30 protein-coding genes are annotated in these 24634 nt (G+C 55.0%); 11 read left to right on the top strand and 19 right to left on the bottom strand.

The window, feature by feature from the left end; all coding sequences use genetic code 11:
- Nucleotides 1-40 precede the first annotated feature (40 nt).
- Nucleotides 41-2074: a S9 family peptidase gene (locus ACMGGK_RS13915; protein ID WP_143778879.1), complete on the top strand. Its 2034-nt coding sequence runs from the start codon at nucleotides 41-43 to the stop codon at nucleotides 2072-2074.
- Nucleotides 2075-2109: 35 nt separating this feature from the next.
- On the opposite strand, the gene exoX is transcribed toward ACMGGK_RS13915, so the two are convergent.
- Entirely contained in the window at nucleotides 2110-2778 is a 669-nt protein-coding gene (gene exoX / locus ACMGGK_RS13910; RefSeq protein WP_033641436.1) for an exodeoxyribonuclease X, read from the bottom strand.
- 26 nt (nucleotides 2779-2804) lie between these two features.
- Nucleotides 2805-3551 (bottom strand): carbon-nitrogen hydrolase family protein, encoded by a 747-nt coding sequence (locus ACMGGK_RS13905; RefSeq protein ID WP_420276975.1) that lies wholly within the window; start codon nucleotides 3549-3551, stop codon nucleotides 2805-2807.
- A 369-nt stretch (nucleotides 3552-3920) separates the two neighbouring features.
- On the opposite strand from ACMGGK_RS13905, the gene dksA reads away from it, so the two are divergent.
- Nucleotides 3921-4346 carry an RNA polymerase-binding protein DksA gene (gene dksA / locus ACMGGK_RS13900; RefSeq protein ID WP_420276974.1) on the top strand — a complete coding sequence of 142 codons (426 nt, stop codon included), beginning with the start codon at nucleotides 3921-3923 and terminating at the stop codon, nucleotides 4344-4346.
- A 4-nt stretch (nucleotides 4347-4350) separates the two neighbouring features.
- Here the strand turns inward: dksA and ACMGGK_RS13895 are convergent, their stop codons facing one another.
- Entirely contained in the window at nucleotides 4351-5247 is an 897-nt protein-coding gene (locus tag ACMGGK_RS13895) for a LysR family transcriptional regulator (RefSeq protein ID WP_004928843.1), read from the bottom strand.
- A gap of 148 nt (nucleotides 5248-5395) precedes the next feature.
- Between ACMGGK_RS13895 and ACMGGK_RS13890 the strand changes: the two genes are divergently transcribed.
- The gene (locus ACMGGK_RS13890; RefSeq protein ID WP_048322942.1) at nucleotides 5396-5791 is read left to right on the top strand and encodes a RidA family protein; all 396 of its coding nucleotides are present in this window, start codon (nucleotides 5396-5398) and stop codon (nucleotides 5789-5791) included.
- 156 nt (nucleotides 5792-5947) lie between these two features.
- Nucleotides 5948-6901 carry a prolyl aminopeptidase gene (gene pip, locus ACMGGK_RS13885; RefSeq protein ID WP_004928848.1) on the top strand — a complete coding sequence of 318 codons (954 nt, stop codon included), beginning with the start codon at nucleotides 5948-5950 and terminating at the stop codon, nucleotides 6899-6901.
- A 32-nt stretch (nucleotides 6902-6933) separates the two neighbouring features.
- On the opposite strand, the gene ACMGGK_RS13880 is transcribed toward pip, so the two are convergent.
- Nucleotides 6934-7164, bottom strand: coding sequence for a DNA polymerase III subunit theta (locus ACMGGK_RS13880; RefSeq protein WP_016928156.1), 231 nt, complete (start codon nucleotides 7162-7164; stop codon nucleotides 6934-6936).
- Nucleotides 7165-7508: 344 nt separating this feature from the next.
- Between ACMGGK_RS13880 and ftnA the strand changes: the two genes are divergently transcribed.
- From ftnA to ACMGGK_RS13860, 4 genes are all read left to right on the top strand, one after another.
- Nucleotides 7509-8027 carry a non-heme ferritin gene (ftnA, locus tag ACMGGK_RS13875; RefSeq protein ID WP_015377481.1) on the top strand — a complete coding sequence of 173 codons (519 nt, stop codon included), beginning with the start codon at nucleotides 7509-7511 and terminating at the stop codon, nucleotides 8025-8027.
- A gap of 325 nt (nucleotides 8028-8352) precedes the next feature.
- Nucleotides 8353-8736 (top strand): CopC domain-containing protein YobA, encoded by a 384-nt coding sequence (gene yobA / locus ACMGGK_RS13870; RefSeq protein ID WP_004940886.1) that lies wholly within the window; start codon nucleotides 8353-8355, stop codon nucleotides 8734-8736.
- Between the two features lie 2 nt (nucleotides 8737-8738).
- A complete protein-coding gene (gene copD / locus ACMGGK_RS13865; protein ID WP_131164343.1) occupies nucleotides 8739-9620 on the top strand; it encodes a copper homeostasis membrane protein CopD in 882 nt (293 codons plus the stop codon).
- 69 nt (nucleotides 9621-9689) lie between these two features.
- Nucleotides 9690-10031 (top strand): YebY family protein, encoded by a 342-nt coding sequence (locus ACMGGK_RS13860; RefSeq protein ID WP_049300694.1) that lies wholly within the window; start codon nucleotides 9690-9692, stop codon nucleotides 10029-10031.
- 316 nt (nucleotides 10032-10347) lie between these two features.
- On the opposite strand, the gene ACMGGK_RS13855 is transcribed toward ACMGGK_RS13860, so the two are convergent.
- From ACMGGK_RS13855 to ACMGGK_RS13810, 10 genes are all read right to left on the bottom strand, one after another.
- Nucleotides 10348-11430 (bottom strand): tyrosine-type recombinase/integrase, encoded by a 1083-nt coding sequence (locus ACMGGK_RS13855; protein WP_197818624.1) that lies wholly within the window; start codon nucleotides 11428-11430, stop codon nucleotides 10348-10350.
- Nucleotides 11405-11680: an excisionase gene (locus ACMGGK_RS13850; RefSeq protein WP_420276973.1), complete on the bottom strand. Its 276-nt coding sequence runs from the start codon at nucleotides 11678-11680 to the stop codon at nucleotides 11405-11407. Before ACMGGK_RS13850 ends, ACMGGK_RS13855 begins: the two co-directional genes overlap by 26 nt.
- Before the next feature lie 71 nt (nucleotides 11681-11751).
- A complete protein-coding gene (locus ACMGGK_RS13845) occupies nucleotides 11752-11940 on the bottom strand; it encodes a hypothetical protein (RefSeq protein ID WP_420276972.1) in 189 nt (62 codons plus the stop codon).
- Nucleotides 11937-13004, bottom strand: coding sequence for a RecT family recombinase (locus tag ACMGGK_RS13840; RefSeq protein ID WP_420276971.1), 1068 nt, complete (start codon nucleotides 13002-13004; stop codon nucleotides 11937-11939). Before ACMGGK_RS13840 ends, ACMGGK_RS13845 begins: the two co-directional genes overlap by 4 nt.
- 14 nt (nucleotides 13005-13018) lie before the next feature.
- The gene (locus ACMGGK_RS13835; RefSeq protein WP_420276970.1) at nucleotides 13019-16252 is read right to left on the bottom strand and encodes a PD-(D/E)XK nuclease-like domain-containing protein; all 3234 of its coding nucleotides are present in this window, start codon (nucleotides 16250-16252) and stop codon (nucleotides 13019-13021) included.
- 160 nt (nucleotides 16253-16412) lie between these two features.
- Nucleotides 16413-16640 carry a hypothetical protein gene (locus tag ACMGGK_RS13830; protein WP_420278082.1) on the bottom strand — a complete coding sequence of 76 codons (228 nt, stop codon included), beginning with the start codon at nucleotides 16638-16640 and terminating at the stop codon, nucleotides 16413-16415.
- A gap of 131 nt (nucleotides 16641-16771) precedes the next feature.
- Nucleotides 16772-17059, bottom strand: a complete 288-nt coding sequence (locus ACMGGK_RS13825; RefSeq protein ID WP_420276969.1) for a hypothetical protein — start codon at nucleotides 17057-17059, stop codon at nucleotides 16772-16774.
- Between the two features lie 78 nt (nucleotides 17060-17137).
- A complete protein-coding gene (gene kil, locus ACMGGK_RS13820) occupies nucleotides 17138-17272 on the bottom strand; it encodes a host cell division inhibitory peptide Kil (protein ID WP_420276968.1) in 135 nt (44 codons plus the stop codon).
- Nucleotides 17273-17492: 220 nt separating this feature from the next.
- Nucleotides 17493-17843 (bottom strand): hypothetical protein, encoded by a 351-nt coding sequence (locus ACMGGK_RS13815; protein ID WP_420276967.1) that lies wholly within the window; start codon nucleotides 17841-17843, stop codon nucleotides 17493-17495.
- Nucleotides 17844-18180: 337 nt separating this feature from the next.
- On the bottom strand, nucleotides 18181-18549 hold the full coding sequence (locus tag ACMGGK_RS13810) for a hypothetical protein (protein WP_420276966.1): 369 nt from the start codon (nucleotides 18547-18549) through the stop codon (nucleotides 18181-18183).
- 95 nt (nucleotides 18550-18644) lie between these two features.
- Between ACMGGK_RS13810 and ACMGGK_RS13805 the strand changes: the two genes are divergently transcribed.
- Together ACMGGK_RS13805 and ACMGGK_RS13800 are read left to right on the top strand one after the other, a co-directional pair.
- A complete protein-coding gene (locus tag ACMGGK_RS13805; RefSeq protein WP_420276965.1) occupies nucleotides 18645-18899 on the top strand; it encodes a transcriptional regulator in 255 nt (84 codons plus the stop codon).
- A gap of 10 nt (nucleotides 18900-18909) precedes the next feature.
- Nucleotides 18910-19692 carry a hypothetical protein gene (locus ACMGGK_RS13800; RefSeq protein WP_420276964.1) on the top strand — a complete coding sequence of 261 codons (783 nt, stop codon included), beginning with the start codon at nucleotides 18910-18912 and terminating at the stop codon, nucleotides 19690-19692.
- Between the two features lie 19 nt (nucleotides 19693-19711).
- Here ACMGGK_RS13800 and ACMGGK_RS13795 read toward each other — a convergent pair whose 3' ends face one another.
- The 3 genes from ACMGGK_RS13795 to ACMGGK_RS13785 form a co-directional block, all read right to left on the bottom strand.
- Complete coding sequence (locus ACMGGK_RS13795) at nucleotides 19712-20146, bottom strand: hypothetical protein (RefSeq protein WP_420276963.1); 435 nt, start codon at nucleotides 20144-20146, stop codon at nucleotides 19712-19714.
- A gap of 44 nt (nucleotides 20147-20190) precedes the next feature.
- Complete coding sequence (locus tag ACMGGK_RS13790) at nucleotides 20191-20352, bottom strand: hypothetical protein (protein WP_420276962.1); 162 nt, start codon at nucleotides 20350-20352, stop codon at nucleotides 20191-20193.
- Between the two features lie 167 nt (nucleotides 20353-20519).
- Nucleotides 20520-20672, bottom strand: coding sequence for a Hok/Gef family protein (locus ACMGGK_RS13785; RefSeq protein ID WP_420276961.1), 153 nt, complete (start codon nucleotides 20670-20672; stop codon nucleotides 20520-20522).
- A gap of 243 nt (nucleotides 20673-20915) precedes the next feature.
- Here ACMGGK_RS13785 and ACMGGK_RS13780 point away from each other — a divergent pair, with 243 nt between their 5' ends.
- On the top strand, nucleotides 20916-22184 hold the full coding sequence (locus tag ACMGGK_RS13780) for a phage tailspike protein (protein WP_420276960.1): 1269 nt from the start codon (nucleotides 20916-20918) through the stop codon (nucleotides 22182-22184).
- 648 nt (nucleotides 22185-22832) lie between these two features.
- Here the strand turns inward: ACMGGK_RS13780 and ACMGGK_RS13775 are convergent.
- A complete protein-coding gene (locus ACMGGK_RS13775; protein WP_420276959.1) occupies nucleotides 22833-23132 on the bottom strand; it encodes a hypothetical protein in 300 nt (99 codons plus the stop codon).
- The gene (locus tag ACMGGK_RS13770; protein WP_420276958.1) at nucleotides 23125-23571 is read right to left on the bottom strand and encodes a hypothetical protein; all 447 of its coding nucleotides are present in this window, start codon (nucleotides 23569-23571) and stop codon (nucleotides 23125-23127) included. The genes ACMGGK_RS13775 and ACMGGK_RS13770 overlap by 8 nt, the downstream gene beginning before the upstream one ends.
- Nucleotides 23572-24634 lie beyond the last annotated feature (1063 nt).

Below are 24634 nucleotides of genomic sequence, written 5' to 3'. Positions count from 1 at the left end.
GTCACTCTTGCCGCAATCTATGTAAGCGGATGATTTAGCAATGATGACCCCACCGAAAGCGGAAAAACGCCCTTATCCCATCACCATCCACGGCGATACGCGCGTGGATGACTACTACTGGCTGCGCGACGATGAGCGCGCGGACCGCCAGGTGCTGGACTACCTGCAGGCGGAGAACGCCTACACCGATGCGATGCTGAAGCCGCAGCAGGCGCTGCGCGAAACCCTGTACGAAGAGATGGTGGCGCGCATTCCGCAGCAGGAACATTCGGTGCCTTACGTGCGCCATGGCTATCGCTATCAGACGCGCTACGAGCCGGGCAACGAATACGCGATTTCCGTGCGCCAGCCGCAGGCCGAGAGTGAGCACTGGGAGGTGCTTATCGACGGCAACCAGCGCGCCGAGAACCACGAGTTTTATACCCTGGGCGGGCTGGACGTCAGCCCCGACAACCAGCTGCTGGGGGTGGCGGAGGATTTCCTGTCGCGCCGCCAGTATGACATTCGTTTCAAGAACCTGGCCGACGGCAGCTGGGCCGACGAAGTGCTGGAAAACACCTCCGGCAGCTTCGAGTGGGCCAACGACTCCTCGACGGTGTACTACGTGCGTAAGCACGCCAAGACGCTGTTGCCGTATCAGGTTTATCGCCACGTGGTGGGCAGCGATCCGCAGCAGGACGAGCTGATTTACGAAGAGCAGGACGATACCTTCTACGTCGGGCTGGAGAAGACCACCTCCGAGCGCTTTATTCTGATCCACCTAAGCAGCACCACCACCTCGGAGATCCTGTTGCTGGATGCCGATCGTGCGGACGCCAAGCCGCAGCTGTTCGTGCCGCGCCGCAAGGATCACGAGTACGCCATCGATCACTATCACCAGCATTTCTATATCCGCTCCAACAAGGACGGCAAGAACTTTGGCCTGTACCAGAGCGAGCAGGCGGACGAAGCGCAGTGGCAGACGCTGATCGCCCCGCGCGCCGACGTGATGCTGGAGGGCTTCAGCCTGTTCCGCGATTGGTTGGTGGTGGAAGAGCGCAATGCCGGCCTGACGCTGCTGCGCCAGATCCACTGGCAGACGGGCGAAGAGAAGCGCATCGCCTTCGACGATCCGACCTACACCACCTGGCTGGCGTATAACCCGGATCCGGAAACCGCGCTGCTGCGCTACGGCTATTCGTCGATGACCACCCCGACCACGCTGTACGAGCTGAACATGGACAGCGGCGAGCGGACGATGCTCAAACAGCAGGAGGTGAAGAACTTCACGCCGGAAAACTACCGCAGCGAGCGGGTGTGGGTGAAGGCGCGCGACGGCGTCGAGGTGCCGGTCTCGCTGGTGTATCGCCAGGACAGCTTCCAGCGCGGCGCCAACCCGCTGATGGTGTACGGCTACGGTTCTTACGGCAGCAGCATGGATCCGGCGTTCAGCGCCAGCCGCCTGAGCCTGCTGGATCGCGGTGTCGTGTTCGCGCTGGCGCACATTCGCGGCGGCGGCGAGCTGGGGCAGCTGTGGTATGAAGACGGCAAACTGTTCAACAAGCAGAACACCTTCAACGATTTTATCGACGTGACCGAAACGCTGATCGCCCAGGGGTACGGCGACGGCAAGCGGGTGTTCGCCATGGGCGGCAGCGCCGGCGGTCTGCTGATGGGCGCGGTGATCAACCAGGCGCCGCAGCTGTTCCACGGCGTGGTGGCGCAGGTGCCCTTCGTCGACGTGGTGACCACCATGCTGGATGAGTCCATCCCGCTGACCACCGGCGAATACGACGAGTGGGGCAACCCGAACGAGCAGGCCTATTACGACTACATCAAACAGTACAGCCCGTACGATCAGGTGAAAGCGCAGGCATACCCGCATCTGCTGGTGACCACCGGTCTGCACGATTCGCAGGTGCAGTATTGGGAGCCGGCCAAGTGGGTGGCCAAGCTGCGCGAGCTGAAAACCGACGACCGGCAGCTGCTGTTGTATACCGACATGGATGCCGGCCACGGCGGAAAATCCGGCCGCTTCAAGGCCTATGAGGATATTGCTCTGGAGTACGCCTTCATTCTGGCGCTGGCGGAGTAACGGCGAACAGCGGGCGGCCTGCGCCGCCCGCTGTGCTAGCCAATCAGATAGTATTTCAGCGTGTGCTTCATGTCCGGGCTCAGATCGTCGATGGATTTCAGCATCCAGCGCAGATAGCCGGGATCTTCCTGGGCGATGCGTTCGATTTCCTGCCCGCGATACTTGCCGAATTTGAATTTCTTCAGCAGCACCGGCTGTTCGGTGATCTGCACCATTTGCTCCGGCGTCCAGCCCGAATCCTTGATGATGCGTTGCAGCAGCGCGGCGGTGACGTAGCAGTCGTACAGCGCGCGGTGCGGGTACAGCGTGGCGTCTGCCGGCAGCTGTACGTCCAGGTTCAGCGCGTAGCGCAGATACTGGTTGCCGTACTTGATGTCCGGATACAGCGTGCGCGCCAGCTTGAGGGTGCAGATCCAGGCGCCGTTCATCTCCGGCAACACCCCGCGATCAAAGGCGGCGTTGTGCGCCACATAGTAGGGGCTGCCCTGATAGCGGCCGATCGCCACCGCGATACGCGGTTTGCCTTCCACCATCTGTTCGGTGATGTGATGAATCGCCATCGCGTCGAGGCTGATGGGGCGGTCCGGGCTGATCAGATCGCTCATCGGATTGGTTAACTGGCCGTCGAGCAGATCGAGGGAGGCCACTTCCACCACGCCGCCGTCCAGCCCGCAGGTTTCGGTATCTATTACGCGTAACGTCATGCTTTCCTCCGCGTTGCCGTCAGGCTTCAGCTTAACCGGCACAGGCGGCCGTGCCAACCGTCGGAAGTCTTGCCGGCGATGATCAGCCCAGGAGCGTCATCCGGCGCGGCAACCAAAAGCGCTCCCGTTTCATCCCAGATGGCGCTGCGGCCCGCCGGGATCCAGCCGCCGGTCGGCGCCGCATGGTTGGCCATCAGCGTGACCATGCTATAACGCCGGGCGTAGTCTGCCAGCGCGGCGCTGTCTTTCGCGTAACCGGCTTCAGATACCAGCACGCCGGCGGCATAAATCTGCGCGCCCGCCCGTGCGGCGGCGCTCGCGTGGCCGGGCTCCGAAGTATCGGCGCAGATGGCCAGCGCGATGCGTTGCTGCTGTATTTCCAGCAGCGTGCCGCCCTCACCGGGCGAGAAGAATTGCTGTTCCGCGCCGTGCAGATGCTGTTTGGTATAGACGGCCACCGTGCCGTTGGGGTGAAAGATCAAGGCGGCGATATGCAGCGCCTGGCCACTGTGTAAAGGCGCGCCGACGATGATCGTCATCTGCCGCGATTGCGCCGCTGCACTGAGCGGTTGCAGGCGGGGATCGCCCAGCGTCAGCGCCAGTTCGGCAGCATTGGCCAACTCATAGCCGCTTAGCGACAGTTCGGGAAACACCAGCAGTTGCGCCTGCTGTTCGGCTGCCTGCGCGATAAATTCCAGGTGACGTTCAAGGTTGCTGGCGATATCGGCCGCAGCGGCGGGGTATTGGGCGGCGGCGAGGGTAAAGCAGGGCATTGGCCATCTCTCCTGTGAGGCAATAAAAAACCCGCCTTGGCGGGTTTAATGACGGATGGAAGGACGCTTACTCACCAGACGGATGCGCTTTTTTGGCGCGTTTCTCCGCACGTTTCTCAGCTGGGGTTTTCAACGGCTTCTTCTTCGCATTTTTTTTGCTATCCATTCCCTTACTCATGATGGCCTCTCGTTACCTATGATTGGGTGGCTTGCTCAGCTATTAACCGCCTAAAGCCGGCAGGATGCAAGCGACAAAGTGCGAATTGCATTTAACCGGCTGTTTACACATGAGATTTTGTTTTAGGATGACCGGGTGATAAAAATAATTATTATGTTATAATATTACACTTTTGATGTTCGGAGAACGCAATGACTGTGATGGTATTACCGGATGCGCAGCAACTGCTGGCCATGCCGGATTCTGATTATATGAACTCGGTTCAACGGGCGTTTTTCCGTCAGTTGCTGCAGGATGAGCGGAAAAAGCTGCTGCTGCACATCGATGAGCTGAAAAAAGAGATCGACGGCGGCGAAGCGACGGGCGATGAGGCCGACAAGGCGGCGCGCGAAGAGGATTTGCGCTTGCTGTTCCGCCAGCTGGATCGCGAAAGCCGCCTGTTGCCGAAAATCGATGCGGCGCTGGCGCGCTTGCAGAACGGCGAATACGGCTACTGCCGGGAAACCGGCGAACCCATCGGGCTGGCGCGCCTGCTGCTGCGCCCGACGGCGGAACTGAGCATCGAGGCGAAAACCGCACAGGAGATGCGCGAGCCGCATATGCGTAAAGGCGGGTAAGGTCTCAGCCGCCGAGCGTATCCACCAACAGATCGAGAAAGCGCCTGACGCGGGGTTCCAGCAGGCGCTTATTCGGATAGAGCGCCACAATCCTGACTTCTTCACCCGCCACGGCGCGCAACACCTGCCGCAGACGGCCGGCGGCCAAATCTTCCGCAATCATAAACTCCGGCAGATACGCGATGCCCAACCCGGATAGAGCGGCGTCGCGTAACGCTTCCCCACTGTCCAGCCGCAGGCGGCCGCGAACCGGGGCCTTGACCCATTCGCCGCGCTCGTCGCGCAGCCGCCAGGGCTGTTTTTGGTTGCGGCTGCTGAACAGCAGAGCCTCGTGCCCGGCGAGCGACTCGACGGTTTGCGGTTCGCCACGGGCGGCGAGGTAGGCGGGGGAGGCGCACAGCAGGGCGCGATACCTGGCGAGGGTTCTGGACACCAGCCGGGTATCCGGCGCCGTGACGCCAATCCGCACCGCCAAATCAAATCCTTCTTCCACGATATCCGCCAGGCGATCGGAAAAACTGATCTCCACCTGCACCTCAGGCCAGGCGACGAGAAATTTCGGCACCAGCGGCAACAGGATCCGTCTGCCGAAGGCGGCGGGAGCGGTCAACCGCAGCACCCCGCGCGCGGTGCCTTTGTCGCCGGCCACGCTGGCCTCGGCGTCATCGACCGAAGCGAGGATCTGCAGACCGCGCCGATAAAACTCTCGCCCCTCGTCGGTCAGGCCAAGCGAACGCGTGGTGCGATGCAACAGCCGCACGCTCAGCCGCTGCTCCAGACGCGCGATGGCCTTGCCCGCCGCCGAGCGCGATAGCCCCATCGTCTGTCCGCCGGCGACAAAACTGCCGGCGTCGACGACGGCCATGAAAACCTGAATGTCATTGAGATTCGCCCGCAGCATGCCGCCCCCCGAGAGCCGGTGATAAGATAATTAATTTAACATATTCAATGGATTAAATGCATAGTCAATGTCGTTTCAGTGACGACATTCATTCGCCAATCAAACGATTATAGTCGTCATGGAAACGATAAACGGTTGGAGAAGCAGCATGAAAAACGGCATCACGCACTACCATCACGGGGTCATTTGGGAAGAGGAGAATGGCGTGTCCCAAGGCGTTCGCGTCAAAGACACCCTCTACATTTCGGGGCAGTTTTCCCATGATATGCAGGGTGAGTTTATCGGCGCGGGCGATATTGAACGGCAAACCCAACAGACGTTGGACAACCTGGATCGGGTATTGGCGGGATTCGGCGCCGAACGTTCGAACCTGGCGTATGTGGAGATCTACCTGACCGACGTACAGGCGCACGTTGAACCGTGCATTGCGTTGTTCAAGCGCTATGTCGGCGATCACCGGCCCGCCGGTTCGCTGATCGGCGTCACCGGGCTGGCTTCGCCCGAGCAGTTGGTGGAGATCAGCGCGATCGCGCACCTTAACTGATCGGGCCTGTGGGCATTTTACAGGCAGGTCGTTGTGATTTTGAGCAAACGCGCGCCGAGTTCTCGGCGCGCGTTCGAGTTTTCGGGTTTTACCGTTGACCTGCCGGGCGGCTTCCGCTTTGATGAAAGCATGACTCACAGAGAGACGGAAAGCGCCATGGAACAATTACGAGGTTTGTACCCGCCGTTAGCGGCATACGACAGCGGTTGGCTGGATACTGGGGATGGCCACCGGATCTACTGGGAGCTGAGCGGTAACCCGAACGGTAAACCGGCGGTATTCATTCACGGCGGGCCGGGCGGCGGCATCTCCCCGCATCATCGTCAGCTGTTCGATCCCGAACGCTACAAGGTGCTGCTGTTCGATCAGCGCGGTTGCGGCCGCTCCCGTCCGCATGCCAGCCTGGACAACAACACCACCTGGCATTTGGTGGCCGATATCGAGCGGCTGCGCGAAATGGCCGGCGTCGAGCAGTGGCTGGTGTTCGGCGGTTCCTGGGGATCGACGCTGGCGCTCGCCTATGCGCAGACCCACCCGGAGCGCGTCAGTGAAATGGTGCTGCGCGGCATCTTCACCCTGCGCAAGCAGGAGCTGCATTGGTATTACCAGGACGGCGCTTCGCGCTTCTTCCCGGAAAAATGGGAGCGCGTGCTGTCCATCCTCTCGGATGACGAGCGTAAAGACGTGATCGCCGCCTACCGGCAGCGGCTGACCTCGGCCGATCCGCAGGTGCAGCTTGAAGCGGCCAAGCTGTGGAGCGTGTGGGAAGGGGAGACGGTCACGCTGCTGCCGAGCCGCGAATCCGCTTCGTTCGGCGAGGATGATTTCGCGCTGGCGTTCGCCCGCATTGAAAACCACTACTTCACCCATCTGGGCTTCCTGGAAAGCGACGACCAACTGCTGCGCAACGTGCCGCTGATCCGCCATATTCCGGCGGTGATCGTCCACGGCCGTTATGACATGGCCTGCCAGGTGCAGAACGCCTGGGACCTGGCCAAGGCCTGGCCGGAGGCGGAGCTGCATATCGTGGAAGGGGCGGGGCATTCGTATGATGAGCCAGGCATTTTGCACCAGCTGATGATCGCCACCGACCGGTTTGCCGGCAAATGACGCAAAAAAACCCGCCGTAACGGCGGGTTTTTCTATTTAGCCTTCGGCTCGTACGGCAGGCGCGAAAACTTGTGGGATTCCGCGCGGTAGTGCGCCACGCGCTCGCGAAAATAGTCGCGCAGCGCTTCCGGTTGCTCGCGCTCCACCACTTCCGGGATCACCGGCATGTTGTAGCGCTCTTTGTACGCCACGCCTGAGGCGGCGAGATCCACATTCACCCTGTCCATTTCCTCTTTGGACAGCTCGGCCAGATTGTAACCCACGCTATGCTCCTTACTTACTTTGCCGCATTGAATCTGCGCAGAAGGTAATCCACCCGGCGGCGCTTGGCAAGCCCATTACGCCGTTGCCGGGAGCGATATTTATCCGAGAGTAATGCAATCTATTTATTCTTTTAAATAAGAATGATTCGCTTTTTGATTAAAATAAAAGATGAAAACAATTATCATGTGAATTCTCAATGTAGGTGAAATATTTTAATTTATTGATATTTATTGTTTTTATAATTAATGTGATTTGAGTGTAAATAAAGTGTTTTTATTTTTACGGCAGCAGGGCATAATGCGCGGAAATTAAATTCATGACCTGCAAAATAAAAGGAATCATTATGCTGACGCAAGAAATGACTCAAAAGCTGAATGAGCAACTGAATCTGGAGTTCTACTCCGCCAACCTGTATCTGCAGATGAGCGCATGGTGCAGCGATAAAGGCTTTGAAGGCGCCGCCGCATTTCTTAAGGAGCATTCTCAGGAAGAGATGCAGCATATGCAACGTTTGTTCGACTATCTGAGCGACACCGGCTCTCTGCCGCTGCTGGGCACCATCGCCGCGCCGCCGGTAGCGTTCGAATCGCTGGCGGACGTGTTCCAGCAGACCTACGAACACGAACAGCTGATCACTCGTCAGATCAACGAACTGGCGCACGCCGCCATGACCGCACACGATTACTCCACCTTCAACTTCCTGCAGTGGTACGTGGCGGAGCAGCATGAAGAAGAGAAACTGTTCAAATCCGTGCTGGACAAGCTGGCGCTGGTGGGCACCAGCGGCAAGGGCCTGTTCTTCATCGACAAAGATCTGAAGAAAATGGGCGCGATGGGCCAGGGCGGCAACGACCAGGCCTGATCTGCATCAGAACATCGAAAAAACCGCGCGCGGGCGAGCCTGACGCGCGGTTTTTTTTACCCTGCGTTTATCGCGGTTATGCGGCGATACGTGCTGCCGGATCGCAAAATGCCAGTGATGCGCTCGACTTGCCGCAGCGTGGTCGTTATGATTTACCGCGATACGCTACAGGGATGGTAGAGTCAAAACAGCGGGTTAGCCGATACAACCCGTTTTTCTGTTTACCCGTGGCGCAATCATTGCGGTGGGTTGGGGCCGCTGATACATCGCCTTGGCTGTGGCCTTAACCCTTATGACCCTCTTTATATTGTTAAGGGATACCACTGTGATCGGTAAAATTCGTTCCTCCTGTCGCCTGCTTTCCACCGTTTTCGTTCTGTTCGTCGGCCTGTCTTCGCAGCAAGCGCTGGCGCACGCCCACCTGAAAGTGGAAACGCCGAAGGCCGACGCCAGCGTCAGCCCGGCGCCGAAGGCGCTGACCCTCAGCTTCTCCGAAGGCATCGAACCAAACTTCAGCGGCGTGAAAATCACCGGCCCGGACAACGCCGTGGTGAAAACCGGCAAGCTGCAGCTCGATCCGAACAACAACACCCAGGTCAACGTGCCGATTGAAGGCGAGCTGAGCGCGGGTAAATACAACGTCAGCTGGCATGTGGTTTCGGTCGACGGGCATAAAACCAAAGGCCAGTACAGCTTCACCGTAAACTGATCGTGACTCTGGCGACCCTGTTCGTTCTGTGTCGCTTGGTGCACTTTGCGGCGGTGATGCTGATGTTCGGCATCAGTCTGTTCACCGCCTTATTGTCACCGCAGCGCCTCTCCCCGATCCTCTCCCGCGATGTGCGCCCCCTGCTGCTTGCCGGCACCTGGATTGCCGGGCTTTCCGCCGTGGCGCTGCTGGCCATTCAGGCCGGGCAGATGGGCGACGGTTGGCAAGACGCCTGGCGGCTGGAGGTCTGGTGGGCGGTGCTCGGCACCACCTTCGGCGAAGTGTGGCGCTGGCATCTGGGCCTGTCGCTGCTGGCGATCCTGAGCCTGCTGCTGCCGGAACGGCCGCGCGCACAGGCGTTGGCGCTGTGCTCGGCGCTGCTGCTGGTGAGCCTGGCGTTTATCGGCCACGCGGCGATGCATGAAGGCGCGTTGGGCGCGCTGCACCGTGCCAACCATGCGGTGCACCTGCTGGCCGCCGGTTACTGGTTCGGCAGCCTGGCGCCGCTGCTGGTTTGCCTGCGTTACCTGCCTCCGCCGCAGTGGCGCAGCGACGCCATCACCACGCTGATCCGTTTCTCGCGCTGGGGGCACCTGGCGGTGGCGGCGGTGATCGTCACCGGCATCGTCAACAGCCTGATCATTCTCGGCGGTTGGCCGCTCAACCTCGGCTCGCCTTATCAGCGCCTGCTGCTGATCAAAACCGCGCTGGTGGCGCTGATGGTGATGGTGGCGCTGGCCAATCGCTACGCCATCGTGCCGGCGATGAGCCGCGTACCGGCGCTGGCGCAGCGCGGCGTGGTGCTGGCCTGCTGGCTCGAAGTCGGGTTGGGGATGGCGGTGCTGCTGCTGGTCAGTTTATTTGCAACCTATGCGCCGGTATGACATTTCAGCTTGCCGCAACCGGGCAAGCTGCGGGAAAATCGGCGCGAATAGCAACCTTAAGGCCATCACATGAAATCGGTATTACTCGGCATTACGCTGCTGGCAACCGCGACCGGCGCGCTGGCGGCAGACAAACTGGTGAACATCACCAAACTGGAGTACGGCAAACAGTGGGCGTTCACCAAGGAAGAAGTGACGCTGCAGTGCCGCAGCGGCGGCGCGCTGTTTGTGCTGAATAACAGCACCCTGATGCAATATCCGCTCAACGACGCGGCGGAGCAGCAGGTGAAGAAGGGCCATCAGCGCGCGCAGCCGCTGGAGGTGATCCTGCTGGACGACCCTGCCGAACCGGGGAAAAAAATGAGCATGGCGCCGTTTATTGAGCGCGCCAAGAAGCTGTGCGCTGACTAACCGCTTGTTTGCCAACGCCTTGCCCAGCGTGCGCAGATTGATGCGCATTTGCCGCATAGTTATTTCGTCACGAAACTATCACGCAGCCGCCGGGCGGCTGGCAAAACTGGCGCGGTAGGCTACTCTTAAAGTGCACGGCTGAACAAGCCCTGCATTAAATGCCAACTTTTAGCGCACGGCTCTCTCCCAAGAGCCATTTCCCTAGACCGAATATAGGAATCGTATTCGGTCTTTTTTTAAGTTATTGATTTTGTTGTGTTATTTTCGCGAAACTCGAATTTACTCGAAATTTACTCGAATTTTGATATTCGGTCTTTTACAGCATTACGTACTCTTTCCCCCTCGTATTGAGGTATTTCAGCGTCATAACTTCCGACGTGTGCCCCAGTAATTTCTGCGCAAAATCCCTTCCTCTTTCCTTCTCATATAGCCGGCCAGCCAAACTTCTGATCTCGTGAAATGTCGGCGGATTTTCCTCGAACGACAAACCTGAAGCCTTTCGCGCCGCAACAAATTTTTTCGTTAGTCCATCAGGATGCAGTGAGCCATCAGGGCTGTTTTTGCGGATGCCGGCGCTGATCATAAAGTCTGTCGTGCTGACCAACCTGCAGCGATCGATCACTGTCCCGAGGCGGAGGCCTACGATTTTCAGCTCCAGATCGAGAGGGAGGGAAATCATGGCGCCAGTCTTCCCTTGCTCGACAAGCAATCGGCCGTCTACAACATGGCTAAAACGCATCTGTGTCAGATCTTCGCGGCGCTGGCCTGAAACCAAAGCCAGATCCATCGCCAAGCCGAACCAGGGCGGCATTGGGTCTGCTGCGCCACGAATAGGCCCGTATTGCGCCAGTTCCAGGCGTTCGCGCTTCACCACGACTTTTGCAGCGCGGGTAGGCGTTACGGGATTGTTTTCTATATGACCTTCGACGATTGCTTCGCGGAATATATCGGACAGCACCGAACGCATGGTGGCGGCCATTGTTTTTTTGTCCTGGGCGATCCAGAACTCCAAAAACTCGGCGACGTGTCGAGTCGTGATTTTTGAAAGCACCATGCCGCCCAAGCGCTCGCGGATAATGGCAAGTTGGCCGGCGCGCACCTTGTAAGTGTTTTCGGCAAGCTGGCGGCGTTTGAATATTACCTCGTACCGTTCGATCCAAGAATTCAGTGTGTACTCATGGCTGCCTTTGATTTTCTCCAGTAACAGGACCGGTGAGTAGTTTTGTTCGATGTAGTGGTTAGCCTCGATCGCCTGCGCAATGGCGTCACGGCGCGCAATCTGCCCCAGGGATATCTCCCTCTTGGTGACCGGGTTGCGCCAATAGAAGGATTTGCCCTTGCTGCGAAACGTGAGGTTTTTTGGCAGACGCATATCATAACCCTCCCTTCGCCGTGTCATTGATCACCTTCTCCATAAACGCAGCTCGAGCTGGCTCGATGCTTCGCGCTTCCTTTATTTTTCTACCCAAATTGAGATCTTTGGGATTGATGTAAATAGTCCCTGGTGTCAGCCGATATTGACGGCCTTCTTTTTCCGCTGCCGGGTAAAAGTTTCCGTTCCTGGCCCAACGTTGCAGGGTTTGCAGAGACGGTTTTTTACCTGGGTAAATCTCGTTGCACCATTCTTCTAAAGTCAGTTTTTGAGTCATTTGGTTATGCTCCTGCGCACAACCGGCCACGATCTTACTCGTGGCCCGCGTTGTGTTTTGATTTTCGAAAATCATTTCTCAGGCCGGTAAACGTCGCCGCAGTACAGAACGGCGCGTGGTCGGCGCAATTGGATCGCCTTTTTCACCTGCTCGCATTCAGCCAGACTTGAGTAAACCCGTTCAGATACCGGCAGCGCGTCGCAGGCATCGTAGCCGCACGGGCTGACCAGCAGAACGAAACCGAGCCAGGTACCGATCATGGTTGATACTCCGCTCGCAGGTCGTCTAGCGCCAACTGGAAACGCTCCATGTCATCGACGCTTAGATCTCGCTCTGATCTGCGCACCAGCGCCTCTACCGCGGCGAAGTTCTCGGCGCTTCGGCAATCCTTCAACTGGTTACTGATGCTGCCACATGCAGTGAGCTGCCGGTGACGCTTGATCACTTTGTTTTTCAACTCGGTGTAAGCGGTGATCCCCAGCTTTTGGCGTAACTCTTCAACCTGTGCGCGGATATTTGAGGCTTGGTCTGTTGTTTCTGCCTGATCGATAGCTGTCCGAATGCCGCCGGCAATATCATCAGTATCGACAGGTGGCGCGCTTTGCTGTGCGGTGGTTGCGGCCGGCCCGTCGGCGAGCTGGCTCGCACTGACACGAGAAGTGCCACGCTGAGGGTTAATTTCGCGTTCTTCCGTTTTTTCCAGCTCGTCGATCGTGTAAACGCCGAGAATCACTTCCGGGCAGTACAGGCGCGCCCATCGCTTCACCGCCAGATAGGCCAACTGTTGACGCGGATCATCAGCCCAAAGCGTAGAGTTGCGGGTGCGGGCCTGCGCCAGCATGAGCACCAACTCCCGCGGTTTATCCTCCCCCTTCAATGTTGCCCAGACGCGGATCCCGATCCCTTCTTCATCCGCCAGACGCCAGCCAGGAACGCGATACTCCCCTTTATCCCCCTTGCGAATATCAAACTTGCCGATCACCTTTTCCCACGGACCGAACCAGTCATAGTTGATGCGGTCAATCAGCGGTCCACGGGTGGAAATCACAGCATTAACCAATTGTGCCTCGTACCCGAGAACGCCGCTAACAATGAAGGTTTTCTGCGCCACCGCGAACGGGTTCATTTGCCACTGTGAGGCCTGCATTGCAATTGCCATGCAGTCAGCCGGATTTCCCCGTAGATGGGCAGGGATTGTCGCTGTGCCGCTCGCCATGACCTGCGCAAATTGGTTTATGGCGGTCAGATATTGCGGGTTGAATAGTGCGATATTTGAGTCGGTAACTGATGCCGTTTTCTCTTCTGTAATACTGATATTGCTCATTGTCTGGTTACCCCTTATGCGACGCGCAGCGCTTCCATTCGGCGCTGGTCAAAGTCGTTAATGTTGTCCACGATTTCTTCGGTGATCGGTTCTGGCCACACACCGGTATCCTGTGCCTGTTTGATATCCCGCAGGGTTTTGCGGTACTCAAGGCGGCCGAGTTCGAGCAGGTCAGCGGAGGCCTCAACGATGGCGATCCAGTGATAGTGCTCATCCTTGTTGACGAATATCCAGAAGAACTGATCCAGCGCCGCAACATCGCAATACATGCCCGCGCTCAGGTGGTAATCGCGCTCGATGATTTCACGGTGCAGGCGGGCGCGCAGGGCGCTTTGCTTGACGTTACCCATGCTGACGGTTTTCAGGTCGAAACCGGTACGCAGGCCGCCGGCCTCAATCTCAAGATCGGGACGTACGCGCAGCTCGAGGCCGGTTTCTTCATCGATGCCGAAATAGCTCACCTCAACCGCGCGTTGTGGGTGCTGCAGCAACTGCCCGGCCGATGGGTGGGTGAACAGGGCGCGCTGAATTGCCTTGGCGTGTTTCATCTGCGTCTGCGTGATTGGCTGGCGCTGGTCGTTGCCATTTTTCCAGGCGCTGATCACTTCGTCGGCGAATACCGCAGTTGGCAAAATCGTTTTGATACGCGCGGCCATATCCTCTTTGCTGCCGCTGACCGGCAACGGCGCCGGAATCGCGCGCTCTTTCTCGACAAACTCCGGATCGATGGTCGCCAACTGTTCCAGCAATGCGTCACGGCCGCCGGTGGTTTTCAACGGCGCCGGCAGGGTGGCGTTGTACTCTTTGATGCAGGCTTTCATCGCCGTTGCGGTGATTTTTGCGTCCTCTGGGATGCTCTGAAATTCCGGGGGCAGCAGCATGTAGAACTGGCCGATTTCGTCAGCGTTGCCGCCCAGCGCATACGGCGCTTGCAGGGTGGCGTTATGCTTCTCGATCACGGCGCGCAGCGTATCGGCGTCGGTCTGTTTCGGCAGGGTGGCGTTGTGCTGTTCGATAAATGCGCGCATCGATGCTGTATCTGTGAATGCCCCCTCGGGGATCACAGGCTCAACGCTGAATTCCTCGTCCAGCTTTTCAGGTTCTAGCGCCAGCGCGTGAACCAACGAGCCGAACGTCAGCGCATCGGTGCGCTCGTGCTGTATGGTTTTGATAACGTGGCGGCCGTGGTAATACATCAGGCTGATCCGCGCGTCCTTTGCCATCGTGCTGCTGATGCCGTTGGCGCTGTGATAGACCTCGTTCGGAATATCCAGATAACGGCCGGGCTCGAAGTATGCAGGGGCTGCCGGTTCTTCCCGGCGCGGTGCGTTGACGACTTCCGCGGCAGGCTCGTTCTGTACTTCGACTGGCGCCGCGGTATCGACGTTTTCACCTGACAATTCCGCTGTTTCGCCTGACACCTCGGCCGTTTCCGTTGACGAATCCAGGAACTCGCGAACATCGTCGCCGGTCGTGGCGCCCGCGGCGCCTACCTTGGCCAGCGGTGACGCGTCAAACAACTCGGAAACGTCAAATCGACCACCACCCATACTGCGGAGTTCGCTGGGTTGCTGCTGCGCGACTTCCGTTTTTACGCCCTCATTTGAGGCGTCAACCCGCTCGGGCGCAGGGTTTTCCTGCTGCAGCGCGCCGCTGGCGCTTGCGTCGGTGGCTGTAGCCAGTTCCTGATATTTTCTCTCTGATTCCCGGCGCGCTTCCTGCAGATAGAACTCCACGCGAGAATCGATATAAGCAACGCGCGGATCCTTTTCATCCTGCCAATTTTCCAGAACGTCGCAGGTGAGGTGATGAACATCATCGGCAACCAGCTGGTTGAATGGGTCGCACGGTTCGATCTCCTTGGCCAGCAGTCGAGCGATGGAGCCGTGCGAAACGTCTCCGATGGCAGTAATCAATTCTGCAACGTCGCGTTCATCCATAACACCAGTCGTTCCGGCCAGCGCCGCACGTATTTCAGCCCGAAGCCATGCGCGGCGCTCGGTCTCGAACTCGGCGACCACGTCATCTTTTTCACCCGGATTTGAGGCCGTTTGTTGCGCTTCGGCGCCAGTTTGTTGCACGCTTTCCGCGTTTTTTTGCGCAGGTTTTCCGTCGATTTCGATCAGATTGGCGTTGATGTAGCTGCGCAGCGCACCGGGGGTAACGTGCAGGTTTTCTTCGGCCCCGCGGATTAGTGCAACAATCGCCTGTCGGGAGAACTGCAAAACGCCAGGCGTGGCGCTGAGTTGCTCATTCCACGCTTTCAGCGCCGCATCGTTGCGTTTTTTCATCTCGGTGACCGCGCGGATGATGGCGCCCGGCGGGTTTGAAATGTCGAAATCTGACGGATACAGCGCGCAGCCGATTACGGTTTCCAGCATCTGCAGAGAGTCGATCGGCGTGCCTGTTGCCGGCTCGGCGCCGTTTGTGAGGATCGCACCGGATACGGTGCGCAATGGCTCCTCAGGCGCGGTTTCGGCAGGCTTGGCGCCGCCGGCCGCTGAGGTTTGCCACTTCGTGATAACGCCCGCGCGCTGCTCTACCGTAGCGTCGAGGTATTCGGTGGCGAATTGGCACAGTTTGCCCAGCTCCGGCACCTTGCCGAACGGTGGCCAGATGGCTTTAATGCCCGAGATCGCAGTGATCGGCATTTCCGGGTAGGTGTGCGAGTATTGCTTGAGGCTGGCCAACGCCATGATGACGTTCTGCGGGTAGCGCTGCGCATCGTCCATCACGAGTGTTTTTGCCGCGGCTAATTGCTCGTCGTTCAGTTTCAGGCAGTCACGGCCGTACAGCCACGCGGCAGCAATGACGGTGTGCTTATCGAGATTCGACGCGAAGTATTCACCTGCAGGTTTTGGTTGCTCCTGCGCTTTTTCGGTGCTGCTGTTGTTTTCTGCTACTCCTGCACCACCTGCAGGTTTTGTCATGTAGGGATACAGTTTCGGGAATGCCACGGACGGATCGAGCGTGTCGCGCGGTACACAGGTTTTGCTGGCGTCGCTTTCCAGCGCCCAGGTAAGCCAGAATGTTTCGCTGAATTCGCCCTCGGCGGGCAGTTCGTCTACGACTGGAAAATCGATACGTACCGGAGCGAAGTAGTCGGCTTTTGAGTGGCCAGCTTCCATGAAGAGAAAATCACGTTTTGTTTCCGCGTGAACGTCAGACTTCGCCTCAAAGTACGTAAAAAGATGGTTTTTCCCAGATTTCTGTTTGGCCCTGTAAAGATAGGCTGCAACATTTTGCATTGTGTAGTTCTCCTAGGTTTAGGTACAATGCCAGCCGATCAGTGATCTGCCTCGGTTGGTCATTGGTTATGCTCCGGTTATTGGGGGTGGTTCCCCGGTAACCCGTCGCCGGGACGTAAAGCCGGTAGACTGGCCCGCCTTGTGCGGGCCTTTTTACTTTCTAATCGCAATAACTGCGGTTGCAGTGTGGGCAGTAAATAACATGGGTGTTTTTTGCTTCGTCCAGCGAAATACCGGTTTCATATCCACGCAATCCGTGTTGCTGGTAAATATCTTTTTTGCATCGAAAACAAATTCCATCGTTTGGCGCGAAATGTGGAACGTGTTTATTTTTGCAATATTCCACCTGTGCCTTTCGTGCCGCGACAGGGGAAAATAACTTTTCCATAAATAACCTCTCGTGGTGATTGATATTGAAATGCGCCCTGCGAGTTGACGCCCCGAAAGGGAAACGCTTGACGCATTTCAATATTTTAAAAAGCCCCGCCGGCGAGAGCGGGGAAGTACTTCACACAGCAATTAGTGAATGCTTAGAACGTTAATGCTTACGGTCTGCGCGGGGTCGGGGATAAGTTGTAACGCCACGTCAGGTGCTATGCGCTCAAAGCGACGAATAAGAGTTTCAATCACGCAGATTTCGCAGTGCGCGTAGCCAATATCCTTACCGTTGTGGGTGGTAGCGAAAGGGCGCTGATTCTGGTGCTCGTTTTCAGGGAGCACGACATATCCGGCAACTTCACCATTTGAAAAAACTTTGACTATGTTATTGCTGACTGGCTGTAATTTTAAAACGACTGACTTAATCATTAACTGCACTCCTGTTTTTAGGTAAAGAGTTCCCGCGGTCGAATTAATCAACCTGAAAATTAACGAGGGATTATTGCGTTATTTGACGGAAACTTTACCGCCGATGGCAAAGAAATATTGCCTGATTGCCTGTCGCCACATATTTTTATCACCGATAAATTGCGCGATGGCGGCCTTGCTCTGTGCTGCTGCTAACATGTGTTGCCGGTTCATGATAATCAGCTCCTGATTAATAAGTTGCCGGACTTTCCCGGCGGTCAGGTTTGTTACTCTGACTACTAAGCTCCGCTACTGATAGCCAAAGTGCCTGATTTACTTCCCCACCTCAGGCGGCGGTGGTTCCTGACATTCCACAGCCAAGGAAACCTTTCATTACTTATTGAGTTGTTGCCTGTCTTTTCACCACTTCAGGCTCGGTGGCATACTGGAGTTCTCACACAACCAGTAAGGAAATTTTAATGAGTGCCGAGAACACCCCAAGCCCATTTGCCCGAACTGTCGCGGCGAACGCATAAAAGCGTACACCGGATATCACCCTCAAAATCACACTCGGCTGTGGTCTTGCGACGATTGCAAAGCAGTGGTAACCGAAGTAGGCGTCATTGAGTTCAGCCGCAAATTTGCTTTGAAAAAACTCGAAGAGTGATCCTTCATCTGGGGCAGGGAATGCCTGTTCCAGTTCAGGTCTCAGGATTTCGAAGAGAGCACCTATCCGCGCCTCAAGATCCTTGAGGCATGCGGCACAAATAAAGTACTCCTGTTGTCGAATGCGAGAGATTTTCACTTTAATCCCACCCTGTTATCACTGTTGATAATTGGTTATGCCCGCCGTCTTTCCAGCCGTCATTCGGTCTTTCCCGAACTGTCAGAACGTCCTACCCAAATCAGCTTGCTATGCCTTGATTCACGCGACTCATCCGGTGCTTCATATGCCGCCGGCAGCTACTCTCGTGGGCTTTCCTTGCCTTGTCGCTATGGATGCTTGCTGTTGATGGTGCGACTTTACCGTTTGCTAAATTAAAAGTAAAGCATTTGGTTTATGAATTTTTATAGAGAAATTAAAACGACAAAACCGGCATTACGCCGGTTTTATAGTCATAGGATTGGAGGGGGAGGTGGGGCTAAGTTTTGTTGCTGTTTCTAAGTCTCAATAGTTCATCGAATAATTTATTGTATTCATTAACTTTTTCGTGAAATAGATTGACCATGTGCTCTTTTTCAGAGTCGGGCAGCTCTCGAAAAAGTGTCAGCAACCTCTCTTCTTGTTCGTTGGATGCGATCATACCTGTTGAGTTTTCATTTACATCGGTTGGCTTGCTTAAGTAGCCAGATGGCATCCCATAATCTTTTTCTATTCTTGCCGCTGCCCTCTCGCCAAAGGAAGATTTCCCATTGATTAACTGGGATATGTAGCTAATTTCGTGTTTCGGTAATGGCTTGTCAGCAAACCATTCTTTAAGGCGTAGGCGCCTAGTTTCTCTAATGTCCATGCTCTTATTTTGATTAGCAAACGCTAAACAAGCAAATGCTTGAGTTTTTGTTTAGTTATTGGTAAATTCCGGTCGAGTAATGAACGGAGTTAAATATGAATCTTAAGCAATATATAAAGACCTTAAAGCGAGGCGACGCAAAAAAGCTGGCCGAGAAGATGGAAATCTCCCCCTCTCATTTGTCGCAAATGGCCGCTGGGCTCTCACCTATCTCACCAGCGCGTGCTGTTGAGATTGAACAGCTCACTTTAGGCGTTGTAACGCGTATCGACCTGCGTCCAGATGATTGGACAAGGATCTGGCCAGAGCTAATCCCGCCAAATGATAACTCTATACCACCAGGAGCATAAAAAACGATTTATGGAAATCAAACACGAGCATATACGCGCCGCGTTACTGGCGTGGTCATTGCAACCGGGGGGCCGGAAGGGGTTGTCTACGGGAAACTCGGCCGGGTTGCGGATTTTGCGAGATAACATCCGTGATCCCGCGCTGCGCCAGCAGATCTTGTCCACTGCGATGGGGCACGCATGGAGCATAGGGAGCCGAACTGAACACGTCTTCAATCCGGCGGCTTACTATAAATGGTACAAGGGTCTTCAGGAGACGGGCACGCTGCAGTTGCTGCAAAAAGAGTTCTCGCCTGAAGTCAATAAGCAAATGAATAATATGTACAAAATAGCCCAACGGAAGGCGGATGTTAGAGATAAATTCATTTATACCGGGAAGGCACAATCAATCAATGATCAGTTCGGTAAACCCAATGGTGCTCACAGGAAGTTAACGGGGGATGCAGCCGGTACTTTTGCGTCGGCGATGGTCGCGCACGTTCCTGTTGTGGGGCCATTTTTTGCAGGGCCCGTGTATAAGTTCATTTCTAAAGCGGCGACAGGCAAGACCGGCGCGGAAAGAGCGATTGCAGCGGGAGATTTTATGGCTGGCCCCTTGCGCCAGTATATGGAGGAGGCGCGGACCGTTCCGGCAAAAAATGCGGAGACCTTTGAGCGAATTGCAGAGAAACGCTTGGCCAATTCGGCATCGTGGAAAAGGCTGTACGAACATCTCGATTCCGGGGAACGGAAAACGATAGCCAGGGTTGGGATCCTTGGCTGGCTATCGGGTGACGACAAGAGCGATCAGTGATTACCGGGCCATGGATGGTCTACTTTATGTGCTTATCAACATCTTCTATCAATTTACTACATATGGTGTCTATTTCACTCATAACAATGTAACTACCAGTCGGAGTTACTATTATATCGAGCCATCTTTCGTCGTCACCAAGAACAACGTCTGAATAATATCTATCAGGTAAGGTGATTCTTTTTATTTTAGCCTGTATTTGGATTGCGCACTCATTAAGGTAAAATGCATACTGCCTATTAAGAACTACTTGCGCCAGTATTTTCTTTCCATCACTAGTTTGGGCTGCTGATTTTGCTGTAATTCCTTTTTTTTTAGCTAATTCTGTAAGTGCAATGAATGCAACTTCTTCAACTATGTCTTTCCTTGCATAAAATTCTTTAGCCATAGATTTTGCATTGTTAAGTTCAGCATGTAGCCTTGTTAGTTTTTCACGCTTTGATAGTCCGAACATGCTCAGCCCTATATGTTAACGCCCTGATTGGCAGGGCGTGTAAATTATTTGTGTTTGATGTAATGATTGCCCGTGCTCTGATTCACATATTTAGAGCCTTTGTGCGATGAACCGCCTTTACCGCCGACGTAGTGACCACCTTTGGCGAAAGAGGCCATAGGCGCCAACAGTGCTACTGCCAGGGCTGCGATGATTACTTTTTTCATGTGATCTTCCCTATATGGATATTTAAATGCGGGAAGTATGTAAACAACGGTAGGAGCTATTGACAATGTTTAAACCGTCTTAACTTGTAAAATTTTGCAGAAATGGGCGCTTGAGGGCATACGCTCGACCGCAAGAGATGGCGGGGATTTCTCCCCGCCAGTTGCTATTACCTGGTTTCGTAAGCCATGTGAGCCACTATCTCCGTTCCGCCGCTTCGGAAGCTAACATCACAGAGATTGCTTTTGTTAAGCAGTAACGCCCCTAAGAGGGTGGCACCGATAACGACGAGCGCTATCAGCGCCAGTTTTGGTGGCTCCATAGCCTTCTTCTCCTTGACCTTTCGGCCGGTAAGAGGCTAATCTGCATGTGTCTAGCATGTGGATCGCCTCGGGTTGATTGAAAAATCGACTCGGGGCTTTCTTCCATCTGGGCTCTTGCAATTCGCTTAAGACCAGATAGCCTCAAGCGCCCGCCCGCATCATACTGACAATTCGCAAATTACCGCAAGTCCAATCGTAACCCAGCCCACGCGCTGGGTTTTTTACTATCTGGAGAATATCTAATGTCTCAAGCAAACGTTCCGCTCACGTTGCCGATTCAACTCGTCACGATGCCGCGGCAGTTCGACACAGTGTTTAACGGCAAAATCTATGTGGGAAAACCTGACACGGATCCGACCGCGGAAGAAAACCGCGTCGCCGTGTACCAGGAGAACGAGGACCTGACCCTTGTGCCGATTGCTCAACCGATTGATATCAACGCCGGCGGTTATCCGGTGGTGGGTGGCCAGGTGGTTAAACTGGTCGTGACGCAGGACTATTCGATTTTGGTAAAGGACCACCTGGGCGCCCAGGCGTTTTATTTCTCGCATTGCGCCGGGCCGTATGTGCTGAACATCGCCCATGACCAAACGCTGCACGGCACAGGGACAGAAGCGGACCCGCTGGGCGTGAAGCTGTCTGAAGCTGAAGGTAACCTGCTGGAGATCCGCGCGGATGGATTATATTACGGCATCAGCGCCTCTGACGACTTGCTCAATTTGTACGTCAACACGGAGACGGGAGACGACACCAACATCGGCTCGCGGGAGAAGCCGCTTAAAACGTTGAACGAGGCGTTAAGGCGCACCCCTTGGAACAAAAGCAATACGATCCACTTAAAGGCCGGTCAGACTTTCATATTGGATATCGACGCCGAGATTGTCGGTTGTGCCCGCGTCATCACGCCTTACGATGACCCGTATATTGATGGTGATCAGGTACCGACGCCAAGCCCGGATAACCCTGCGTATTCACCGTGGGCCGCTAGGGACCTCGCCAGGCCAACGATTAAGACGAAAATCAATTACAACGACACAACGCATACTGTTACCGTGAGTACGCTCTGGATTAAAGAAGGGGGGCGCCTGGAACTGCAAGGGCTCATTATTGACGCCATTCCGGTGAATGACGATCAACAGCCAACATACACCACTTACAACGACGCGATGATTTATGGCGATGCTACAGGGGGAGTAAACCTATTCGGCTGCATTTTTGTGACTAAAGTGAAAACAGGGGATCAGTACGAGTGGGCTGTTTTTTCTGGCTATTCAGATGGAGGGATCCCGGCAGTAAACATGTGTCGCTGCGTGCATCTGTCGGGTGATTACTACGCGTTGTTGCTTGCTTGCCCAGCGAAAATATTCGTCACTGACGATTGGCCACCGCAGTATGGTGTTCCCTACCAGGTCGCCAATATCATACCTGCTACTATTGCCGGAAAACTGAAAGACATTGTCAGAGGACCGAACGGCGAGCCGAGGAACCTGATAACTAACGTTGTGGTTTGATACCGACCGCCAGCCCTGAGCTGGTTTTTTTTACGTCCAAAAAGCGAAAGCCCCGAACTGTTGCAAGCAGTCGGGGCTTTCTTATTTGCAAAACTGATACGGTGGGAGCCGTGAGTGAAGAATAGCAAATTTGATATAAAAATACACCCAAAGGAGGGTTTGATGATGACAATCACATCCACCCCGTGGCTGCGGTTCTGCGCTGGCGCGGCGATCTTGTTGTGTGCGGTGAGCGTCGTTGCTCTGGCCGTCGTACCGCTCGTAGAGGTTGTTATTCATACAATACGATGAAATCAGCACATCCTAAGCCCATCTCTGAGCTTCCTTGCTATCAAGGCGGTTATTTTGGGGTGGCAGTAACCATGAGGACATAGGGAGGCCTAATTCCCACTCACGGCACTGCCATTGTTTGGTGGTAATGCTCGGCACACTAAGTGACGCCCCTGCCCTGGGAAAGTGAAGCCGAACATTACCATTGATTTGGTGGGTGGTGCGGCATCAGACTGACAACAAGGAACTGGCGCCGCACCGTTACTCCCTTGAAGAGCAGGGCGAATGTATGGATGGGAGATTTGAGGTGTCAATTGGGTAAGTGGTTTCTGGATGTTGCGAATGAAGAAACCCGGTTTCTATGGCCGGGTTAAATGCTTATTCAGTGAAGATTTTTATGATTTCTGGAATCACAGGGATTAGTTGCGCGAAAACTACAGCACCGACAACCCAAAGAATTATGCTCGTTTTAGCATCGCTTACATCTGCTTTTGTTGCATAATTTGACTTTATGACGGCAAGGTCAGTTTTCATGCTTTGTACGTCATCTTCGAGTTTCTGAATTCTTCCAATCATGTTATCGCCTCCACCGCCACCGCCTTGCTTGGTAGTATGATAGGTGAGGGGGTAATTTGCAATTGCGGTTGTTTTCTGTACTAGTTGGAATACCTCACCCATTATCATCTTCTCCGACAACAAAGAACCCACATTCTTTCGTGTCCAGCAAATTGCCCTTGTTGCCGTTAGAATCACTGCCGTGTAGTGAAACCACTACCGTATATAAATCTGAGCTCGGTAGTCTAATTTCTCGCAGGCGAAATGACACAATGGCTACCTGTTGAGTTTTCGATGCGGGGTGAGCAAGTAGAATATTGGCACTGCCTTTTTGCTGATTACTGGGAGAAAGTATTGACACATCATTTAACTTGATATCAATCTCATTCCAATATAAGCTCAATTTGTCAATAGCGGTGATAAAGCCAGCAGTAATTACGATTGTATGGCATTTATTGAGATCAATGCCATACATCATTGCATCAGGTAAATATTGCCCATTGGCGATCATTCCCTCCCGCATCAACGTAGTGTACGAGAAAAGTACTTTTTCATGAATCACGTCATTATCCACTATTCATTGGGTGGCAACGCTCGGTGCGCAAGAGGTTAACGACTCGGCGCATTTGCCTTGCGAATTCACCGAACGTCGCCATTGTTTGGCGGTCACCTTCAGCCCACGATATGTGCCAACGCCCGTTAGCTGGTTAAGCTGAAGGTCACCATTGTTGGGTGGCAACGCTTTTAGTGCACACAGGCCATGCGGCACGGCGATAAAACTGTGTGAGCTCACCAAGCGCTGCCATTGAGTGGCGCAGCACCGCCGATCCTTACAGTAGTGCCGCGCCGTGCTTATGCAAGCAGCAGGAAAGTAAAAAAGGGAGTTGAGCAGTGTCAATAGGGGAGGCAGCACCAAGAACACAGTAAAACACTCGACTGGTTACTGTTGCCCGTAGGGTTAATCAAGGTGCTGCCATTGATAGGGCGGCAACGTCTGGGCTGCAGGACCGGGTCGGGCACGACGAATAAGAACCCTGCAGTTTGTTCAGACGTCACCATCGATGGGGTGGCAGCACCTGGTCGCCTTTATATCCGAACCCCGAGAAGAGTTACGTTAACCCAGGTGCCGCCATTGTTGGGTGACGACACTCCACCCCATCACTTTTGCGCCTGTTCGGCGGCATGTTGCGGAGTTCGTCATTGGGTGGCGCGCCATCTGCTACTGGGAGGTAAGTGACGGCGCGCCGTGCTCGGAACGCGCGAGCAACTGAACGTTAAAAAAGGGAGTATTTGATTGTCAACAGAAGGGTTGCGGCACACTGCATGTTTTCACTGAATCTTCGGACTGCCAAAGGGTTCATCATGCGTGTGCCGCCATTGGGTGGTAACCAAAGCCCCTAAAGTGAACGCCTGCGGAGCGGACAATAATTTGGGGCTTGGCTGCCATTGGGTGGCGCGGCCTGAAAATCCTGGGGGGAACAGGCCGCGCCGTGTTCGCTGGTGGACGAACAGAGGGAACATATAAACGGGGTGTGATTGACGTCAATTCCCGCAAAACTTTCTTTTTCGGAAATTCAGCGTCTTGCCGGAGGTTGGATAATTACCGCTTCATATGGGATTATTAC

The sequence above is a fragment of the Serratia sp. BNK-33-b genome (genome assembly GCF_048684565.1).
Lineage (GTDB): Bacteria > Pseudomonadota > Gammaproteobacteria > Enterobacterales > Enterobacteriaceae > Serratia > Serratia marcescens.
The sequence above is the reverse complement of the archived record's forward strand: the minus strand, read 5'-3'. Positions and strand labels throughout refer to the sequence as shown.